We start from the raw sequence: 13,104 nt of genomic DNA, 5'->3' as shown, positions 1-13,104 counted from the left end.
CAGCCCCACCGACAAAAACCGGCCCCAGACCGCCATAGATGCACACTCGCGCAAAAGATTTCACCCGCGCTAGTGGCATGCGTGCTCGTGCCCCCCGTCGGGGGAGCCGCCCATCATCCGCGCCATCGGAATTCCGCCCGTCGCGACGAACCGCGCGACCAAGACGGCGGCGACGACGAGGAAGGCGATGTTGAGCCAGGTCGTGTAGTTCCACGAAATCGCCGCTTCCATGACCGTGGCATTGCGCTGCTTGGGGATGAGACTCGTTGCGCCGAAGATCAATTCGACCAGATATCCCGCGGTCACCATGGCAGCGTAGAAGGTGCCCAGCAGCGTCAGCATCATCTTGGTGCCGTAGTACTTGCGGTAGATGTTCAGGATCGGCAGGATCAGCAGGTCGGCGTAGATGAACGCGATGACCCCGCCGAAACTGATGCCCCCGTTCCACAGCACCGCCGCCAGCGGAACATTGCCGATCGAGCAGACGAACGACACGATGGCGACGATCGGTCCCACCAGGGGCCCCCAGATCGCCGACCAGCCGGGGTGATCGGCCAAAAAGAAAGCCTGCCAGAATGTTTCGGGCACCCAGGCCGCGATGGCCCCCGCGATCAGCAAGCCCAGCACGAGGTCGCGCAGGATGGCCAACCACTCCATCGCGAACACGTGGGCCACGGAGGTGAAGCCCTCGGGGGAAAGCAGCCGCCGGGCGAACGAGCCCTGCTTTTTGATGGACATGTCCATGGCGGCATGGCCTTCCATCGAGCCGGCGATCCCGCGGTCCGCCTGCTCGCGGGCCGCGTCGATGAGCCGCGAGCGCACGAACAACCGGAACAAGACGGCGAGCACCACGATCATCAGCGGGCCGCCGACGAACTCCGCGGCGGTGAACTGCCAACCCATCAGCAGGGCCAGGATGATGCCCAGTTCCACCACCAGGTTGGTGGAACCGATCTCGAATGCCATGGCGGCGATGAAGCTGGCGCCCTTGCGGAACAGCGACCGGGCCAACGCCACGGCGGCGTACGAACACGACGACGATGCCGCACCGAGTCCGGCGGCCAGCGCCAGGGTGCGTGGCCGGTCGTCGCCGAGCAGCGCCACGATGGTCGAACGCCGCACCACCGCCTGCACCACCGCCGACAACGCAAATCCCAGGACCAGCGCCCACAGGATTTCCCATGTCATCAACCCCGCCACCGTCAACGCGTGTCCGACCGCCGCTAGCACGAGTGCTCGACCCCCTTCGGTTGGCTTCGACCCAACATATACCCCATAGGGGTATACGTCAACCGTGGCAAAGTGTCCTGGCCAGGGCGGAGAGCCGCCCTGGTCCCTAGAATGGCCGCAACAGGCGCAACCAGTGAATGTCCGACACACCGGCCTTGCCACCGCTGTCACAGAGGCAACACCAGGCACACTGGTAACAACACGTTTGCAGAAGCCAGGAGGATATGGCCGTGTACCGAGTCTTTGAAGCGCTCGACGAGTTGAGCGCCATCGTTGAAGAAGCACGCGGCGTTCCGATGACGGCCGGCTGCGTGGTGCCACGAGGTGACGTGCTGGAACTGATCGACGACATCAAGGATGCGATCCCCGGCGAGTTGGACGACGCCCAGGACGTGCTCGACGCGCGTGACTCGATGCTGCAGGACGCGAAATCGCACGCCGACTCCATGGTCTCCTCGGCGACCACCGAGTCGGAGTCGATGCTCAACCACGCCCGCGCGGAGGCGGATCGGCTGTTGTCCGACGCAAAAGCGCAGGCCGACCGCATGGTGAGCGAGGCGCGCCAGCACAGCGAGCGGATGGTCGGCGAGGCGCGCGAGGAGGCGATGCGCATCGCCACGGCAGCGAAGCGGGAGTACGAGGCCAGCGTCGGCCGCGCCCAGGCCGAGGCCGACCGGCTGCTCGAGAACGGCAACATCTCCTACGAGAAGGCCGTGCAAGAGGGCATCAAGGAACAGCAGCGCCTGGTCTCGCAGAACAGCGTGGTCGAGGCGGCGAACGCCGAGGCCACCCGCCTGATCGACTCGGCGCACGCCGAGGCCGACCGGCTGCGCGGCGAATGCGACATCTACGTCGACAACAAGCTGGCCGAGTTCGAGGAATTCCTCAACGGCACGCTGCGCTCGGTGGGCCGCGGTCGTCATCAGCTCCGGACGGCGGCCGGCACGCACGACTACGCGGTGCGCTAACGCGGCAGCGGGGCGGCCGCGCCCTGGAATTGTGCGGTTCGCGCCGTAGGATTTGTCCTATGACGCGGCAGCACAGCAGCACCTCCCAGCGCCGCCTGAGCTCGCCGTTGACGATCGACATCACCCGGCTCGGGCGTCGCCCCGGCGCGATGGTGACCCTGCGGAAGACCGTACCCAGCCCCTCGCGCATCGGGCTGGACATGATCGCGATCGAGGCCGGCGCCCCGTTGGAGCTGGACCTGCAAGTTCAGTCGGTCTCCGAGGGCGTACTGGTGACGGGCACCGTTGACGCGCCCAGCGTCGGCGAATGCTCACGCTGCCTGACCCCCGTCCACGGTCACGTGCGGGTCCAGCTGACCGAACTGTTCGCCTACCCCGACAGCACGACGGAGGCGACCACCGAGGAAGACGAGGTCGGGCACATCGTCGACGACGCGTTCGACCTCGAGCAGTCGATCGTCGACGCGGTGGTACTCGAGCTGCCGTTCTCGCCCGTGTGCACCCCCGACTGCCCGGGGCTGTGCCCCGAATGCGGCGTTTCCCTCGCCGCCGAGCCCGGGCACCACCACGACCGCATCGACCCGCGCTGGGCGAAACTTACCGGGATGTTCCCCGAACCCGACGCGCCGCGGGACGAGCAGTGACGTCGCGACAGGACCTGCTCGACGCGCTGGGCGTCGAGCTGCCCGAGGAGCTGCTCTCGCTGGCCTTGACGCACCGCAGCTACGCCTACGAGCACGGCGGGCTGCCGACCAACGAACGCCTGGAATTCCTCGGCGACGCCGTGCTGGGCCTGACCATCACCGACGAGCTCTACCACCGGCACCCCGACCGCTCGGAAGGGGACCTGGCCAAGCTACGGGCCAGCGTCGTCAACACCCAGGCGCTGGCCGACGTCGCGCGCAAGCTGTGCTCGGACGGCCTGGGCGCGCACCTGTTTCTCGGGCGCGGGGAGGCCAACACCGGCGGCGCCGACAAGTCGAGCATTCTGGCCGACGGCATGGAATCGCTGCTGGGCGCCATCTACCTGCAGCACGGGATCGACACCGCCCGCGAGGTGATCCTGCGGTTGTTCGGCCCGTTGCTCGACGCCGCGCCCACGCTGGGCGCCGGGCTCGACTGGAAGACCAGCCTGCAGGAGCTGACCGCGGCCCGGGGCATGGGCGCGCCCTCCTACGTCGTCACCTCCACCGGCCCCGACCACGACAAGGAGTTCACCGCCGTCGTCGTCGTGATGGACACCGAATACGGGTCCGGGGTGGGCCGATCCAAGAAGGAAGCCGAGCAGAAGGCCGCGGCGGCGACCTGGAAGACGCTGGAAGCGCTCGACACGGCGGGGAAAACGCCGGCCTAGATGCGCGAATAGATGCCCGAACTACCCGAAGTCGAGGTGGTCCGCCGCGGCTTGCAGGCCCGCGTCGTGGGCAAGACGATCACGGCCGTGCGGGTGCACCACCCGCGCGCGGTGCGCCGGCACGAGGCCGGGCCCGGCGACCTCACCGCCCGGCTGCTCGGCGCCCGGATCACCGGCACCGACCGGCGCGGCAAGTACCTGTGGCTGCTGCTCGATACCGAACCCGCGCCCTCGGAATCGGACACGGCCCTGGTCGTGCACCTCGGGATGAGCGGACAGATGCTGCTGGGGGAGGTGCCGCGCGCCGACCACGTGCGCATCTCCGCGCTGCTCGACGACGGGACCGTGCTGAGCTTCGCCGATCAGCGCACCTTCGGCGGCTGGATGCTCGCGGATCTGGTGGGCGTGGACGGCAGCGTGGTGCCTGCTCCCGTCGCCCACCTCGCGCGCGACCCGCTGGACCCGCTCTTCGACCGCGAAGCCGTGGTGAACGTCTTGCGGCGCAAGCATTCCGAGATCAAGCGCCAGCTCCTCGACCAGACCGTGGTCTCGGGCATCGGCAACATCTACGCCGACGAGGCGCTGTGGCGGGCCAAGGTCAACGGCGCCCGGATCGCCGCGACGCTGAGCCGCGGCCGGCTGGGCGCCATCCTGGACGCCGCCGCCGACGTGATGCGCGACGCGCTCGCGCAGGGCGGGACGTCGTTCGACTCGCTCTACATCAACGTCAACGGCGAATCGGGCTACTTCGACCGGTCGCTGGACGCCTACGGCCGCGAAGGCCTGAACTGCCGGCGCTGCGGCGCGGTGATGCGCCGGGAGAAGTTCATGAACCGGTCGTCGTTTTACTGCCCGAAATGCCAGCCCCGCCCGCGGCTTTGAGCGTGCGGTCAGGTCGCGCGGGGAGGCCCGCAACGTTTCGGGGAAAGGTGAGGTTATCCTCACCTAGCATCGTTATCCTGGGTGGCATGGTGAACCTTCGGCGTCGGGACTACTAATGCGGGATTCAGTTCGGGTGTCGGGTCCGCCGACCGTGCTGGCTCAGCTCACGCCGGGCCAGCGGGCAACCATCGTGGGCGTGGCGCCGGCGGCGCCGCCCGTGGTGGCGGGCCGGCTGCGGCAACTGGGATTCCGGCCGGCCTCCCACGTCGAGGTGATTCGCCGCGCCCCGATGGGAGACCCGACCATCTACCGGGTTCAGGACACCGAACTGTGCTTGCGCCGGCGCGAGGCCCGCCTGATCGAAGTCGACACGGAAAGCGGCTCATGACGTCCTGCCACGAGGAGGGCGGCACCGCGCTCGCGGTCGCGGGCATGGCGCGCGTCGCGCTGGTCGGCAGCCCCAACGCGGGCAAGACCTCCGTCTTCAACCACCTGACCGGGCTGCGCGCCAAGACCGGCAACTACCCGGGCGTCACCGTCGGCCGCAGCGTGGGCGTCACCAAGGTGGACGACGTCGAGATCGCCGTCGAGGACCTGCCCGGCACCTACAGCCTGCAGCCGATCAGCCCGGACGAACAGGTTGTGGCCGACCTGCTGGCCGGCAACATGGCCGACGCCGATCGGCCCGACGCGATCGTGTTGGTGGCCGACGCCACCACGCTGCACCGCTCGATCACTCTCGTGGCCCAGGTGCTGCGGCTCGACGTGCCGTGCCTGTTGGCGCTGACCATGACCGACGAATTGACCGCGCGCGGCGGCGCCGTCGATATCGACGCCTTGTCGACGGCGCTGGGCATCCCGGTGATCCCCGTGATCGCGCACCGCGGCGCGGGGATCGACACCCTGCGCGCCCGACTGGCGTCCTTCGACCGGTGGCAACGGCCCCCCATCCTGCCCCCGCACCACGACGACGCCGTCGACGCCTGGGGCAAGTCGGTGCTACGCGCCGCCGGATACGTTGCGCCGCAACCGGATCGGCGCACCCGAGGAATCGACGCGATCGTGCTCCATCCGCTCTGGGGCACCGTCATCTTCTTCGGGGTGATGTTCTGCTTCTTCCAGGTCGTCTTCACCCTTGCCGCGCCACTGCAGGACCGGGTGAGCCAGGGGCTGGGCTGGCTCGGCGCGCTGGTCAGCGACCACGTCGGCAACTACGTGGTGCGCGGCCTGCTCGGCCAGGGACTCATCGGCGGTGTGGGAACGGTGCTGCAGTTCATCCCGCAGATCGTGTTGCTGTTCCTGTTGATCGCTTTGCTGGAGAATGTCGGCTACATGGCCCGCGCCGCGTTCTTGATGGACCGGGTGATGGCCGCGACGGGGTTGGAGGGGCGTGCGTTCGTCGCGATGCTTTCCTCTTTCGCGTGCGCGATCCCGGGGATCATGGCCACCCGGACGCTGCCGTCGTCGCGCGACCGGATCGCGACCATCATCACGGCGCCGTTGATGACATGCTCGGCGCGGCTGCCGGTGTTCACCCTGCTGGTGGGGCTGCTGGTGTCGCCGCAGACCCTGTGGTGGGGCCTGAGCGCGCAGGGCGTCGCGATGTTCCTGCTGTATGTGTGCGGCGGCACCTCGGCGCTGATCGCGGCCTCGCTGTTCAAGTCGACGATCCTGCGCAGCGATCTGCTTCCGTTCACGATGGAGCTTCCGCCGTACCGCTTCCCGTCGGCCAAGAACGTGCTCATCACGATGTGGGATTCGGCGAAGGTGTTCCTGCGCAAGGCCGGAACCATCATCCTGGGCACGTCCGTGGTGCTGTGGGTGCTGCTCAACCTGCCCGCCCGGCAGGCGGAGACCGCACAGATGTCGCCGACGCAGACCACCGCCTACGTGATGGACCACAGCTACGCCGCCGACATCGGCAAGGCGATCGGACCGGTGTTCAAACCGCTGGGGTTCGATTGGCACATCAACGTCGCGCTGCTCGGATCGTTCTCGGCGCGTGAAGTTTTCGTGTCGACCCTGGGGCAGGTTTCGGCGGCGACGAACCCCGAGGATCCGCATGAGGCGCTGGTCTCCATGACCGACGACGACGGCCACAAGGTGTTCACCTCGTCGACCGTCATCGCGCTGATGGCGTACTTCATCTTCGCGCTGCAATGCATGTCCACGGTCGCGGTGATGCGCCGCGAAACCAACTCGTGGCGGTGGCCCGCCTTCGCCTGGTGCTACATGTTCGTCCTGGCCTGGACGATGGCCTTTGCCGCCCGGTCGATCGCGATAGCCGCGGGCGCATGATCCCGATCCACGCCACGGCCACCGCGGATCCTCAGCAGCTGCGCTGGGTGGTTCCACCCGACCGGCTGCCGGCGCGCGGCGCCGTTCGGCAGGCCCCGGGCAGGCTGGGCGCTCTGCTGGACGGCGGGACGATCGCCGAGGTTCTGGTGGGCGCCGGCGACATCCTGATCACAACCGGCGCGGGTCACAGCTGGCGCGAGTTGGGAGACGACGTTCGCGAGGCGCTCAGCGAAGCGCTGGTGGACCCGCAGGAGTGGGTGGTCGACGAATCGTCGGCCCCGGGCCTGGAAAGCGTTGCCGCGGAACTGCTCGCAGGCCCCGTCGGCGCGCTCGCCGCCTCGCACGGCGGGTCGATCGAGCTGGTCTCGGTGGCCGGCCGCACCGTGACGGTGCGAATGATGGGCGCCTGCGACGGGTGTCCGGCCGCGTCGTCCACGTTGCGCGACGTATTCGAGCGCGAACTGCGGGCGCGGGCCGGTGATGACGTGCTGGTGTTGTCCGAAAGCGGTTCGCCCGCAATCTCATTCGGCAAGAAGCTGCTGTCGTTGATAGTCCGCTGAGGGCGCGACGGGCGCCTCGGTCGTCGAGTGTGCGTTCGGGGCTTCGGGTGTGCGTTCAGGGCGGCGACACACCGGGCGGCATCACCCAGGACGCACACTCGATTCAGGGCTCAGGGGCAATCAATCGAAGATGTCCCGCCGCGAAACCCCCGCGGGCAGGGCGGGGTCGACAAACCATTCGCGAGGGAAGAGCAGGCCGAACGCCTGGGGCGGCAGTCGGAGCAGGGCTGCGTACATGCGCGCGCCCATGCTGGATTCGCCGATCTGCGAGCGGTGGGCGGCGAACGCGTCCCGCTTCTGGCGGGCGAACCCGAAGACGTCGATGCGGTGGGTGATGCTCGCCCGGGGCGCGTACGCGCTGCGGGCGACGTCCGGCTCGTAGGGCGCCGGCAGCCGCAACATGCGGGCGAGATGGCCGACGCGGACCAGCAATTCGCGCGGCATGGTGGCCTCCAGCACCCGCGGTGTGCCCGCGAGTTCGGCGCCCCGCTTGCCGACGTGGTGCACCTGGACGTGATCGCGGTGGCCGTAGCCGCCGTTGGGCTGGTAGCTGAGCAGCAGGTCCGCGTGCTCCTCGCCGAGTATCGCCGCAAGTTGCTGCGCCGCCTCCTCGACGTTCGCCCGCCCGAAACGGACCCGTCCCGGCGGGTCCGGGTAGAACAGCGGGCCGTAGCCGCTGTCGGCGTAGCCCAGGCACTCGACCCGGTGCGCTCCTAAAATGCCTGCGCTGCGGCGCAATTCGCCCAGCCGGAAGTCGCTCTCGCCGTTGTGCACCCGCCCGTCGGTCGCGGTGACGACGACCACGCGATGCCCGCGCGCCGCCGCACGCGCGAGTGTGCCTCCGGTGAGGATCACCTCGTCGTCCGGGTGGGCGTGGAAGGCGACCACGGTGGCCATGACCGCAGTATGCCCGCGGTGCGGGGCGCGCCGCCCGGTAAAAAGTAGGGCATGACCGAACTATGGGTGGAACGCACGGGATCGCGCCGTTACACCGGGCACAGCTCGCGCGGTGCGCAGGTGCTCGTCGGCTCCGAGGACGTCGAGGGCGTGTTCACCCCCGGCGAGCTGCTCAAGATCGCGCTCGCCGCGTGCAGTGGGATGTCCAGCGACCGGCCGCTGGCCCGCCGCCTCGGGGACGACTACCACGCGGTGGTGCGGGTCTCCGGGGACGCCGACCGTGACAACGAGGTCTATCCGCGGCTGGAAGAGACGCTCGAGCTCGACCTGTCCGGGCTGTCGCCGGAGGAGAAGGAGCGCGTGCTGACCGTCGTGGACCGGGCCATCGACCTGGCCTGCACCGTCGGGCGCACGCTGAAGGCCGGCACCCGGATCGATGTCAAGGTGGCCGATGTCGGATCCTGACGTCAGGCTCACCGCCTGGGTGCGCGGGCAGGTCCAGGGCGTGGGCTTTCGCTGGTGGACCCGCTCCCGGGCGCTCGAGCTGGGCCTCACCGGATATGCGGCCAACCAGGCGGACGGCCGCGTGCTGGTGGTCGCCCAGGGGCCGCGCGGAGCCGGCGAGAAGCTGCTGGCGCTGCTGGAGGGCGCCGAGGCGTGGCCGCCCAGGCCGGGCCGCGTCGACAAGGTGGTCGCCGATTGGTCGCAGCCGCAGGAGCGGTTCGACGGTTTCGTCGAGCGCTGACGCATTCCGGCCCGCTTCCCCCGCCGTGACTGATGTGACCACTGTGACCCGTGCGTCGGGGTGTGTCCGGCGCCGACATTTCGGCCGCGGCGACACCCCGCGGTGAGGGTGGCAGGGGCGATTTGAGCGGTAGTCTGGCTCGCCGTGTACCTCAAGAGTCTGACGCTGAAGGGCTTCAAGTCCTTCGCATCGCCGACGACTCTGCGTTTCGAGCCGGGCATCACCGCGGTCGTCGGGCCCAACGGTTCGGGGAAATCCAACGTCGTCGACGCCCTGGCCTGGGTCATGGGGGAGCAGGGGGCAAAGACCCTGCGCGGCGGCAAGATGGAAGACGTCATCTTCGCCGGCACCTCGTCGCGGGCCCCGCTGGGCCGCGCCGAGGTCACCGTCACCATCGACAACTCCGACAACGCGCTGCCCATCGAATACTCCGAGGTGTCCATCACCCGCCGCATGTTCCGCGACGGCGCCAGCGAGTACGAGATCAACGGCGCCAGTTGCCGTTTGATGGACGTGCAAGAGCTGCTGAGCGACTCCGGGATCGGCCGGGAGATGCACGTCATCGTCGGGCAGGGCAAGCTCGACGAGATCCTGCAGTCGCGCCCCGAAGACCGTCGCGCCTTCATCGAAGAGGCCGCCGGTGTGCTCAAGCACCGCAAGCGCAAGGAAAAGGCCCTCCGCAAACTCGACGCGATGTCGGCGAACCTCGCCCGGCTCACCGACCTGACCACCGAGCTGCGCCGCCAGCTCAAGCCGCTGGGCCGCCAGGCCGAGGTGGCCCGCCGCGCCCAGACCATCCAGGCGGATCTGCGCGACGCCCGCCTGCGGCTGGCCGCCGACGACCTGGTCAATCGGCAGGTCGAACGGGACGCCATCTTCGAAGCCGAGGCCGCCATCCGCCGCGAGCACGACGAGGCCGCCGCCCGGCTGGCGGTGGCGTCGGAGGAGCTCACCGCGCACGAGGCGGCCGTCGCCGAACTCACGGCCCGGGCGGAATCGGTCCAGCACACCTGGTTCGGGCTGTCCGCGCTGGCCGAACGGGTGGCGGCCACCGTGCGCATCGCCAGCGAACGCGCGCAGCACCTCGACACCGAACCGGCGCCGCCCAGCGACACCGACCCCAGAAAGCCTGAAGAGCTGGAGGCCGAGGCCGAGCGGGTTGCGGTCGCCGAGCAGCAATTACTGGGCGAACTGGCCGGGGCGCGCACCCGCCTGGAAGCCGCCCGCGCCGAACTGGGCGAGCGCGAGCGCGAGGCCGCTGAGGCCGATCGGGCCCACCTGGCCGCGGTGCGGGCCGAGGCGGACCGGCGCGAGGGCCTGGCGCGGCTGGCCGGTCAGGTGGAGACCATGCGGGCGCGCGTGGAATCGATCGACGACAGTGTCGCGCGGCTGTCCGAACGCATCGAACAGGCCGCCGCCCGCGCGCAACAGTCCAAGGCCGAATTCGAAACCGTGCAGGGTCGCGTCGGCGAGCTCGACCAGGGCGAGGTGGGCCTCGACGAGCACCACGAGCGGACGGTGGCCGCGTTGCGGCTGGCCGACGAACGCGTCGCCGAACTGCAGGCCGCCGAACGCGACGCCGAACGCCGGGTGGCGTCGCTGCGGGCCCGAATCGACGCGCTCTCGGTCGGTCTGGAGCGCAAGGACGGCGCGGCCTGGCTCACCGAAAACCATGCGGGCGCGGGCCTTTTCGGGCCGATCGCCAATCTGGTCAAGGTTCGCTCCGGGTATGAGGCGGCGCTGGCCGCGGTGCTGGGTTCGGCGGCCGACGCGCTGGCCGCCGAGAGCTTCGGCGCGGCCCGGTCCGCGGTCGCCGCGCTCAAACAGGCCGACGGCGGGCGGGCGGCGCTGGTGCTCGGCGACTGGCCCGCCGATCAGACCGCGTCGCGGGATGCGCTACCCGGCAGCGCGCTGTGGGCGCTGGACTTGATCGACGCGCCCGCGCGGCTGCGGGGCGCCATCACGGCGATGCTCTCGGGCGTCGCGGTGGTCGACGACCTGGACCGGGCGCTCGAGCTGGTGGCGGCCCGGCCGCGGCTGCGCGCGGTCACCCGCGACGGCGATCTGGTGGGCGCCGGCTGGGTGAGCGGCGGCTCCGACCGCAAGCTGTCCACGCTGGAGGTGACGTCGGAAATCGACAAGGCGGGCAACGAGCTGGTCGCCGCGGAATCGCAGGTCGCCCAGCTGACCGCGGCGCTGTCCGGGGCCCTGACCGAACAGGCCGCCCGCCAGGACTCCGCCGAGCAGGCGCTGGCCGCGCTCAACGAATCCGACACCGCGATCTCGGCGATGTACGAGCAGCTGGGCCGGCTCGGGCAGGAAGCCCGCACCACCGAAGACGAGTGGAACAGGTTGCTGCGGCAGCGCGAGGAGCTCGAAGCGGGCCGCACGCAGACGGTCGAAGAAGTCACGGCGCTGGAGACCCGGCTGCGCAACGCGCAAGAGACTCAGCACGTGCATGCCGAAGAGCCCAACCACGCGGAGGTCCGCCAGCGGATCGCCGCCGCCGCCGAGGTTGCCCGCAGCGCCGAGGTGGAGGCCCGGCTGGCGGTGCGGACGGCCGAGGAGCGGGCCAACGCCGTGCGCGGGCGCGCGGATTCCCTGCGCCGCGCCGCGGCCGCGGAGCGCGAGGCGCGGCTGCGGGCCCAGCAGGCGCGTGAGGCGCGACTGCGCGCGGCCGCCGTCGCCGCGGCGGTGGCCGACGCCGGACGGCTGCTGGCGCAGCGGCTGGACCGGGTGGTCGGGGCGGCGTCGAAGATCCGCGACGCCCTGGCGGCCGACCGCCAGCAGCGCGCGGCGGCGATGGCGGCGGTGCGCGACGAGGTGACGGCGTTGAGCGCCCGGGTGGCCACCCTGACCGACTCGCTGCACCGGGACGAGGTGGCCAACGCGCAGGCGGCGATGCGCATCGAACAGCTCGAGCAGATGGTGCTGGAGCAGTTCGGCATGGCGCCCGCCGACCTGATCGCCGAGTACGGGCCCGACGTGGCATTGCCGCCCACCGAGCTCGAGATGGCCGAGTTCGAGCAGGCCCGCGAACGCGGCGAGCAGGTCGTCGCGCCCGCACCGATGCCGTATGACCGCGCCACCCAGGAGCGCCGGGCCAAACGCGCCGAACGCGAGCTGGCCGAGCTGGGCCGGGTCAATCCGCTGGCGCTGGAGGAGTTCGCCGCGCTGGAGGAGCGCTACAACTTCCTGTCCACCCAGCTCGAGGACGTCAAAGCGGCCCGCAAGGACCTGCTCGACGTCGTCGCCGACGTCGACGCCCGCATCCTGCAGGTGTTCAGCGATGCGTTCGTCGACGTGGAACGCGAATTCCAGGAAGTCTTCACCGTGCTGTTCCCCGGCGGCGAGGGCCGGCTGCGGCTCACCGATCCCGACGACATGCTCACGACCGGCATCGAGGTGGAGGCGCGGCCGCCCGGCAAGAAGGTCACCCGGCTGTCGCTGCTGTCCGGCGGCGAGAAGGCGTTGACCGCGGTGGCGATGCTGGTGGCCATCTTCCGCGCCCGCCCGTCGCCGTTCTACATCATGGACGAGGTGGAGGCCGCGCTCGACGACACCAACCTGCGCCGGTTGATCAGCCTGTTCGAGCTGCTGCGGGCCAGATCGCAGCTGATCATCATCACCCACCAGAAGCCGACGATGGAGGTCGCCGACGCGCTCTACGGCGTGACGATGCAGGGCGACGGCATCACCGCGGTCATCTCACAGCGGATGCGCGGACAGCAGGTGGAGCAGCTGGTCTCGCAGTCGTAGACCCGCGCCGGGGGATCGCTGTCCCGCTTGAAACAATGTCAGCGTGTCACAAGGTCTTTGGATCGCCGTCGCGGTCATAGCCGTCCTGGTTCTCGTCGCCGCGCTGGTCCTGGGCCTGATGCGATACCGCCGCCGGCGGATCAGCTTCACGACCAAGCCGGAGCCCGGCGCGATCGACCGGTCGGGCGGCTACACGGCGTCGTCCGGCATCACCTTCACCCAGACCGCGCCGGCCGACCGGCTGGACACCACGGGTCTGCCCGCGGTGGGCGACGACGCCACCATCCCGCGCGACGCGTCGCGGCGCACCATCTCCGAGGTCGAGCTCCCCGAACCGGGGGCGGCCCCGGGGACCGCGGCCCCGCCGCCGGCAGCCCGGGGGGCGCGGGCGGCCCCGGAGATCGAGGCCAT

General features: G+C 70.1%; 12 protein-coding genes and 1 pseudogene. 11 read left to right on the top strand and 2 right to left on the bottom strand.

From position 1 onward, the window contains the following. Positions 1-69: 69 nt before the first annotated feature. Positions 70-1,230, bottom strand: coding sequence for a permease (locus AWC03_RS13375; protein WP_085240976.1), 1,161 nt, complete (start codon positions 1,228-1,230; stop codon positions 70-72). Between the two features lie 230 nt (positions 1,231-1,460). Here AWC03_RS13375 and sepIVA point away from each other — a divergent pair, with 230 nt between their 5' ends. From sepIVA to AWC03_RS13340, 7 genes are all read left to right on the top strand, one after another. Further along, positions 1,461-2,198, top strand: coding sequence for a cell division protein SepIVA (sepIVA, locus tag AWC03_RS13370; RefSeq protein WP_068079496.1), 738 nt, complete (start codon positions 1,461-1,463; stop codon positions 2,196-2,198). Positions 2,199-2,257: 59 nt separating this feature from the next. Then, positions 2,258-2,842: a YceD family protein gene (locus AWC03_RS13365; protein ID WP_211279232.1), complete on the top strand. Its 585-nt coding sequence runs from the start codon at positions 2,258-2,260 to the stop codon at positions 2,840-2,842. Next, positions 2,839-3,552 (top strand): ribonuclease III, encoded by a 714-nt coding sequence (gene rnc / locus AWC03_RS13360; protein ID WP_085240975.1) that lies wholly within the window; start codon positions 2,839-2,841, stop codon positions 3,550-3,552. The genes AWC03_RS13365 and rnc overlap by 4 nt, the downstream gene beginning before the upstream one ends. Before the next feature lie 12 nt (positions 3,553-3,564). Then, the gene (gene mutM / locus AWC03_RS13355) at positions 3,565-4,434 is read left to right on the top strand and encodes a DNA-formamidopyrimidine glycosylase (RefSeq protein ID WP_085240973.1); all 870 of its coding nucleotides are present in this window, start codon (positions 3,565-3,567) and stop codon (positions 4,432-4,434) included. A gap of 115 nt (positions 4,435-4,549) precedes the next feature. Next, on the top strand, positions 4,550-4,822 hold the full coding sequence (locus tag AWC03_RS13350) for a FeoA family protein (protein WP_244275424.1): 273 nt from the start codon (positions 4,550-4,552) through the stop codon (positions 4,820-4,822). Next, on the top strand, positions 4,819-6,732 hold the full coding sequence (feoB, locus tag AWC03_RS13345) for a ferrous iron transporter B (protein ID WP_085240971.1): 1,914 nt from the start codon (positions 4,819-4,821) through the stop codon (positions 6,730-6,732). The genes AWC03_RS13350 and feoB overlap by 4 nt, the downstream gene beginning before the upstream one ends. Continuing rightward, positions 6,729-7,292: a NifU family protein gene (locus tag AWC03_RS13340; protein WP_085240969.1), complete on the top strand. Its 564-nt coding sequence runs from the start codon at positions 6,729-6,731 to the stop codon at positions 7,290-7,292. Before feoB ends, AWC03_RS13340 begins: the two co-directional genes overlap by 4 nt. A gap of 120 nt (positions 7,293-7,412) precedes the next feature. Here the strand turns inward: AWC03_RS13340 and AWC03_RS13335 are convergent, their stop codons facing one another. After that, the gene (locus AWC03_RS13335; RefSeq protein ID WP_085240967.1) at positions 7,413-8,189 is read right to left on the bottom strand and encodes a PIG-L deacetylase family protein; all 777 of its coding nucleotides are present in this window, start codon (positions 8,187-8,189) and stop codon (positions 7,413-7,415) included. 51 nt (positions 8,190-8,240) lie between these two features. Between AWC03_RS13335 and AWC03_RS13330 the strand changes: the two genes are divergently transcribed. From AWC03_RS13330 to AWC03_RS13315, 4 genes and pseudogenes are all read left to right on the top strand, one after another. After that, positions 8,241-8,654: an OsmC family protein gene (locus AWC03_RS13330; protein ID WP_085240965.1), complete on the top strand. Its 414-nt coding sequence runs from the start codon at positions 8,241-8,243 to the stop codon at positions 8,652-8,654. Continuing rightward, the gene (locus tag AWC03_RS13325; RefSeq protein WP_085240963.1) at positions 8,641-8,934 is read left to right on the top strand and encodes an acylphosphatase; all 294 of its coding nucleotides are present in this window, start codon (positions 8,641-8,643) and stop codon (positions 8,932-8,934) included. Before AWC03_RS13330 ends, AWC03_RS13325 begins: the two co-directional genes overlap by 14 nt. Before the next feature lie 144 nt (positions 8,935-9,078). Next, positions 9,079-12,693 carry a chromosome segregation protein SMC gene (gene smc, locus AWC03_RS13320; protein ID WP_085240961.1) on the top strand — a complete coding sequence of 1,205 codons (3,615 nt, stop codon included), beginning with the start codon at positions 9,079-9,081 and terminating at the stop codon, positions 12,691-12,693. Positions 12,694-12,736: 43 nt separating this feature from the next. Next, positions 12,737-13,104: pseudogene (locus AWC03_RS13315) on the top strand (signal recognition particle-docking protein FtsY); the annotation flags it as partial.

It is taken from the genome of Mycobacterium europaeum (assembly GCF_002102155.1).
GTDB classification, from domain to species: Bacteria; Actinomycetota; Actinomycetes; order Mycobacteriales; family Mycobacteriaceae; genus Mycobacterium; species Mycobacterium europaeum.
Note: the sequence above shows the minus strand (reverse complement) of the source record. Positions and strands in the feature narration are given on the sequence as shown.

Excerpts from the sequence above, each read along its gene's own strand:
- AWC03_RS13350 (WP_244275424.1), top strand. The coding sequence starts at position 4,550 with ATGCGGGATTCAGTTCGGGTGTCGGGTCCGCCGACCGTGCTGGCTCAG.
- AWC03_RS13325 (WP_085240963.1), top strand. The coding sequence starts at position 8,641 with ATGTCGGATCCTGACGTCAGGCTCACCGCCTGGGTGCGCGGGCAGGTC.
- AWC03_RS13335 (WP_085240967.1), bottom strand. The coding sequence starts at position 8,189 with ATGGCCACCGTGGTCGCCTTCCACGCCCACCCGGACGACGAGGTGATC.
- feoB (WP_085240971.1), top strand. The coding sequence starts at position 4,819 with ATGACGTCCTGCCACGAGGAGGGCGGCACCGCGCTCGCGGTCGCGGGC.
- AWC03_RS13340 (WP_085240969.1), top strand. The coding sequence starts at position 6,729 with ATGATCCCGATCCACGCCACGGCCACCGCGGATCCTCAGCAGCTGCGC.
- mutM (WP_085240973.1), top strand. The coding sequence starts at position 3,565 with ATGCCCGAACTACCCGAAGTCGAGGTGGTCCGCCGCGGCTTGCAGGCC.
- AWC03_RS13330 (WP_085240965.1), top strand. The coding sequence starts at position 8,241 with ATGACCGAACTATGGGTGGAACGCACGGGATCGCGCCGTTACACCGGG.
- AWC03_RS13365 (WP_211279232.1), top strand. The coding sequence starts at position 2,258 with ATGACGCGGCAGCACAGCAGCACCTCCCAGCGCCGCCTGAGCTCGCCG.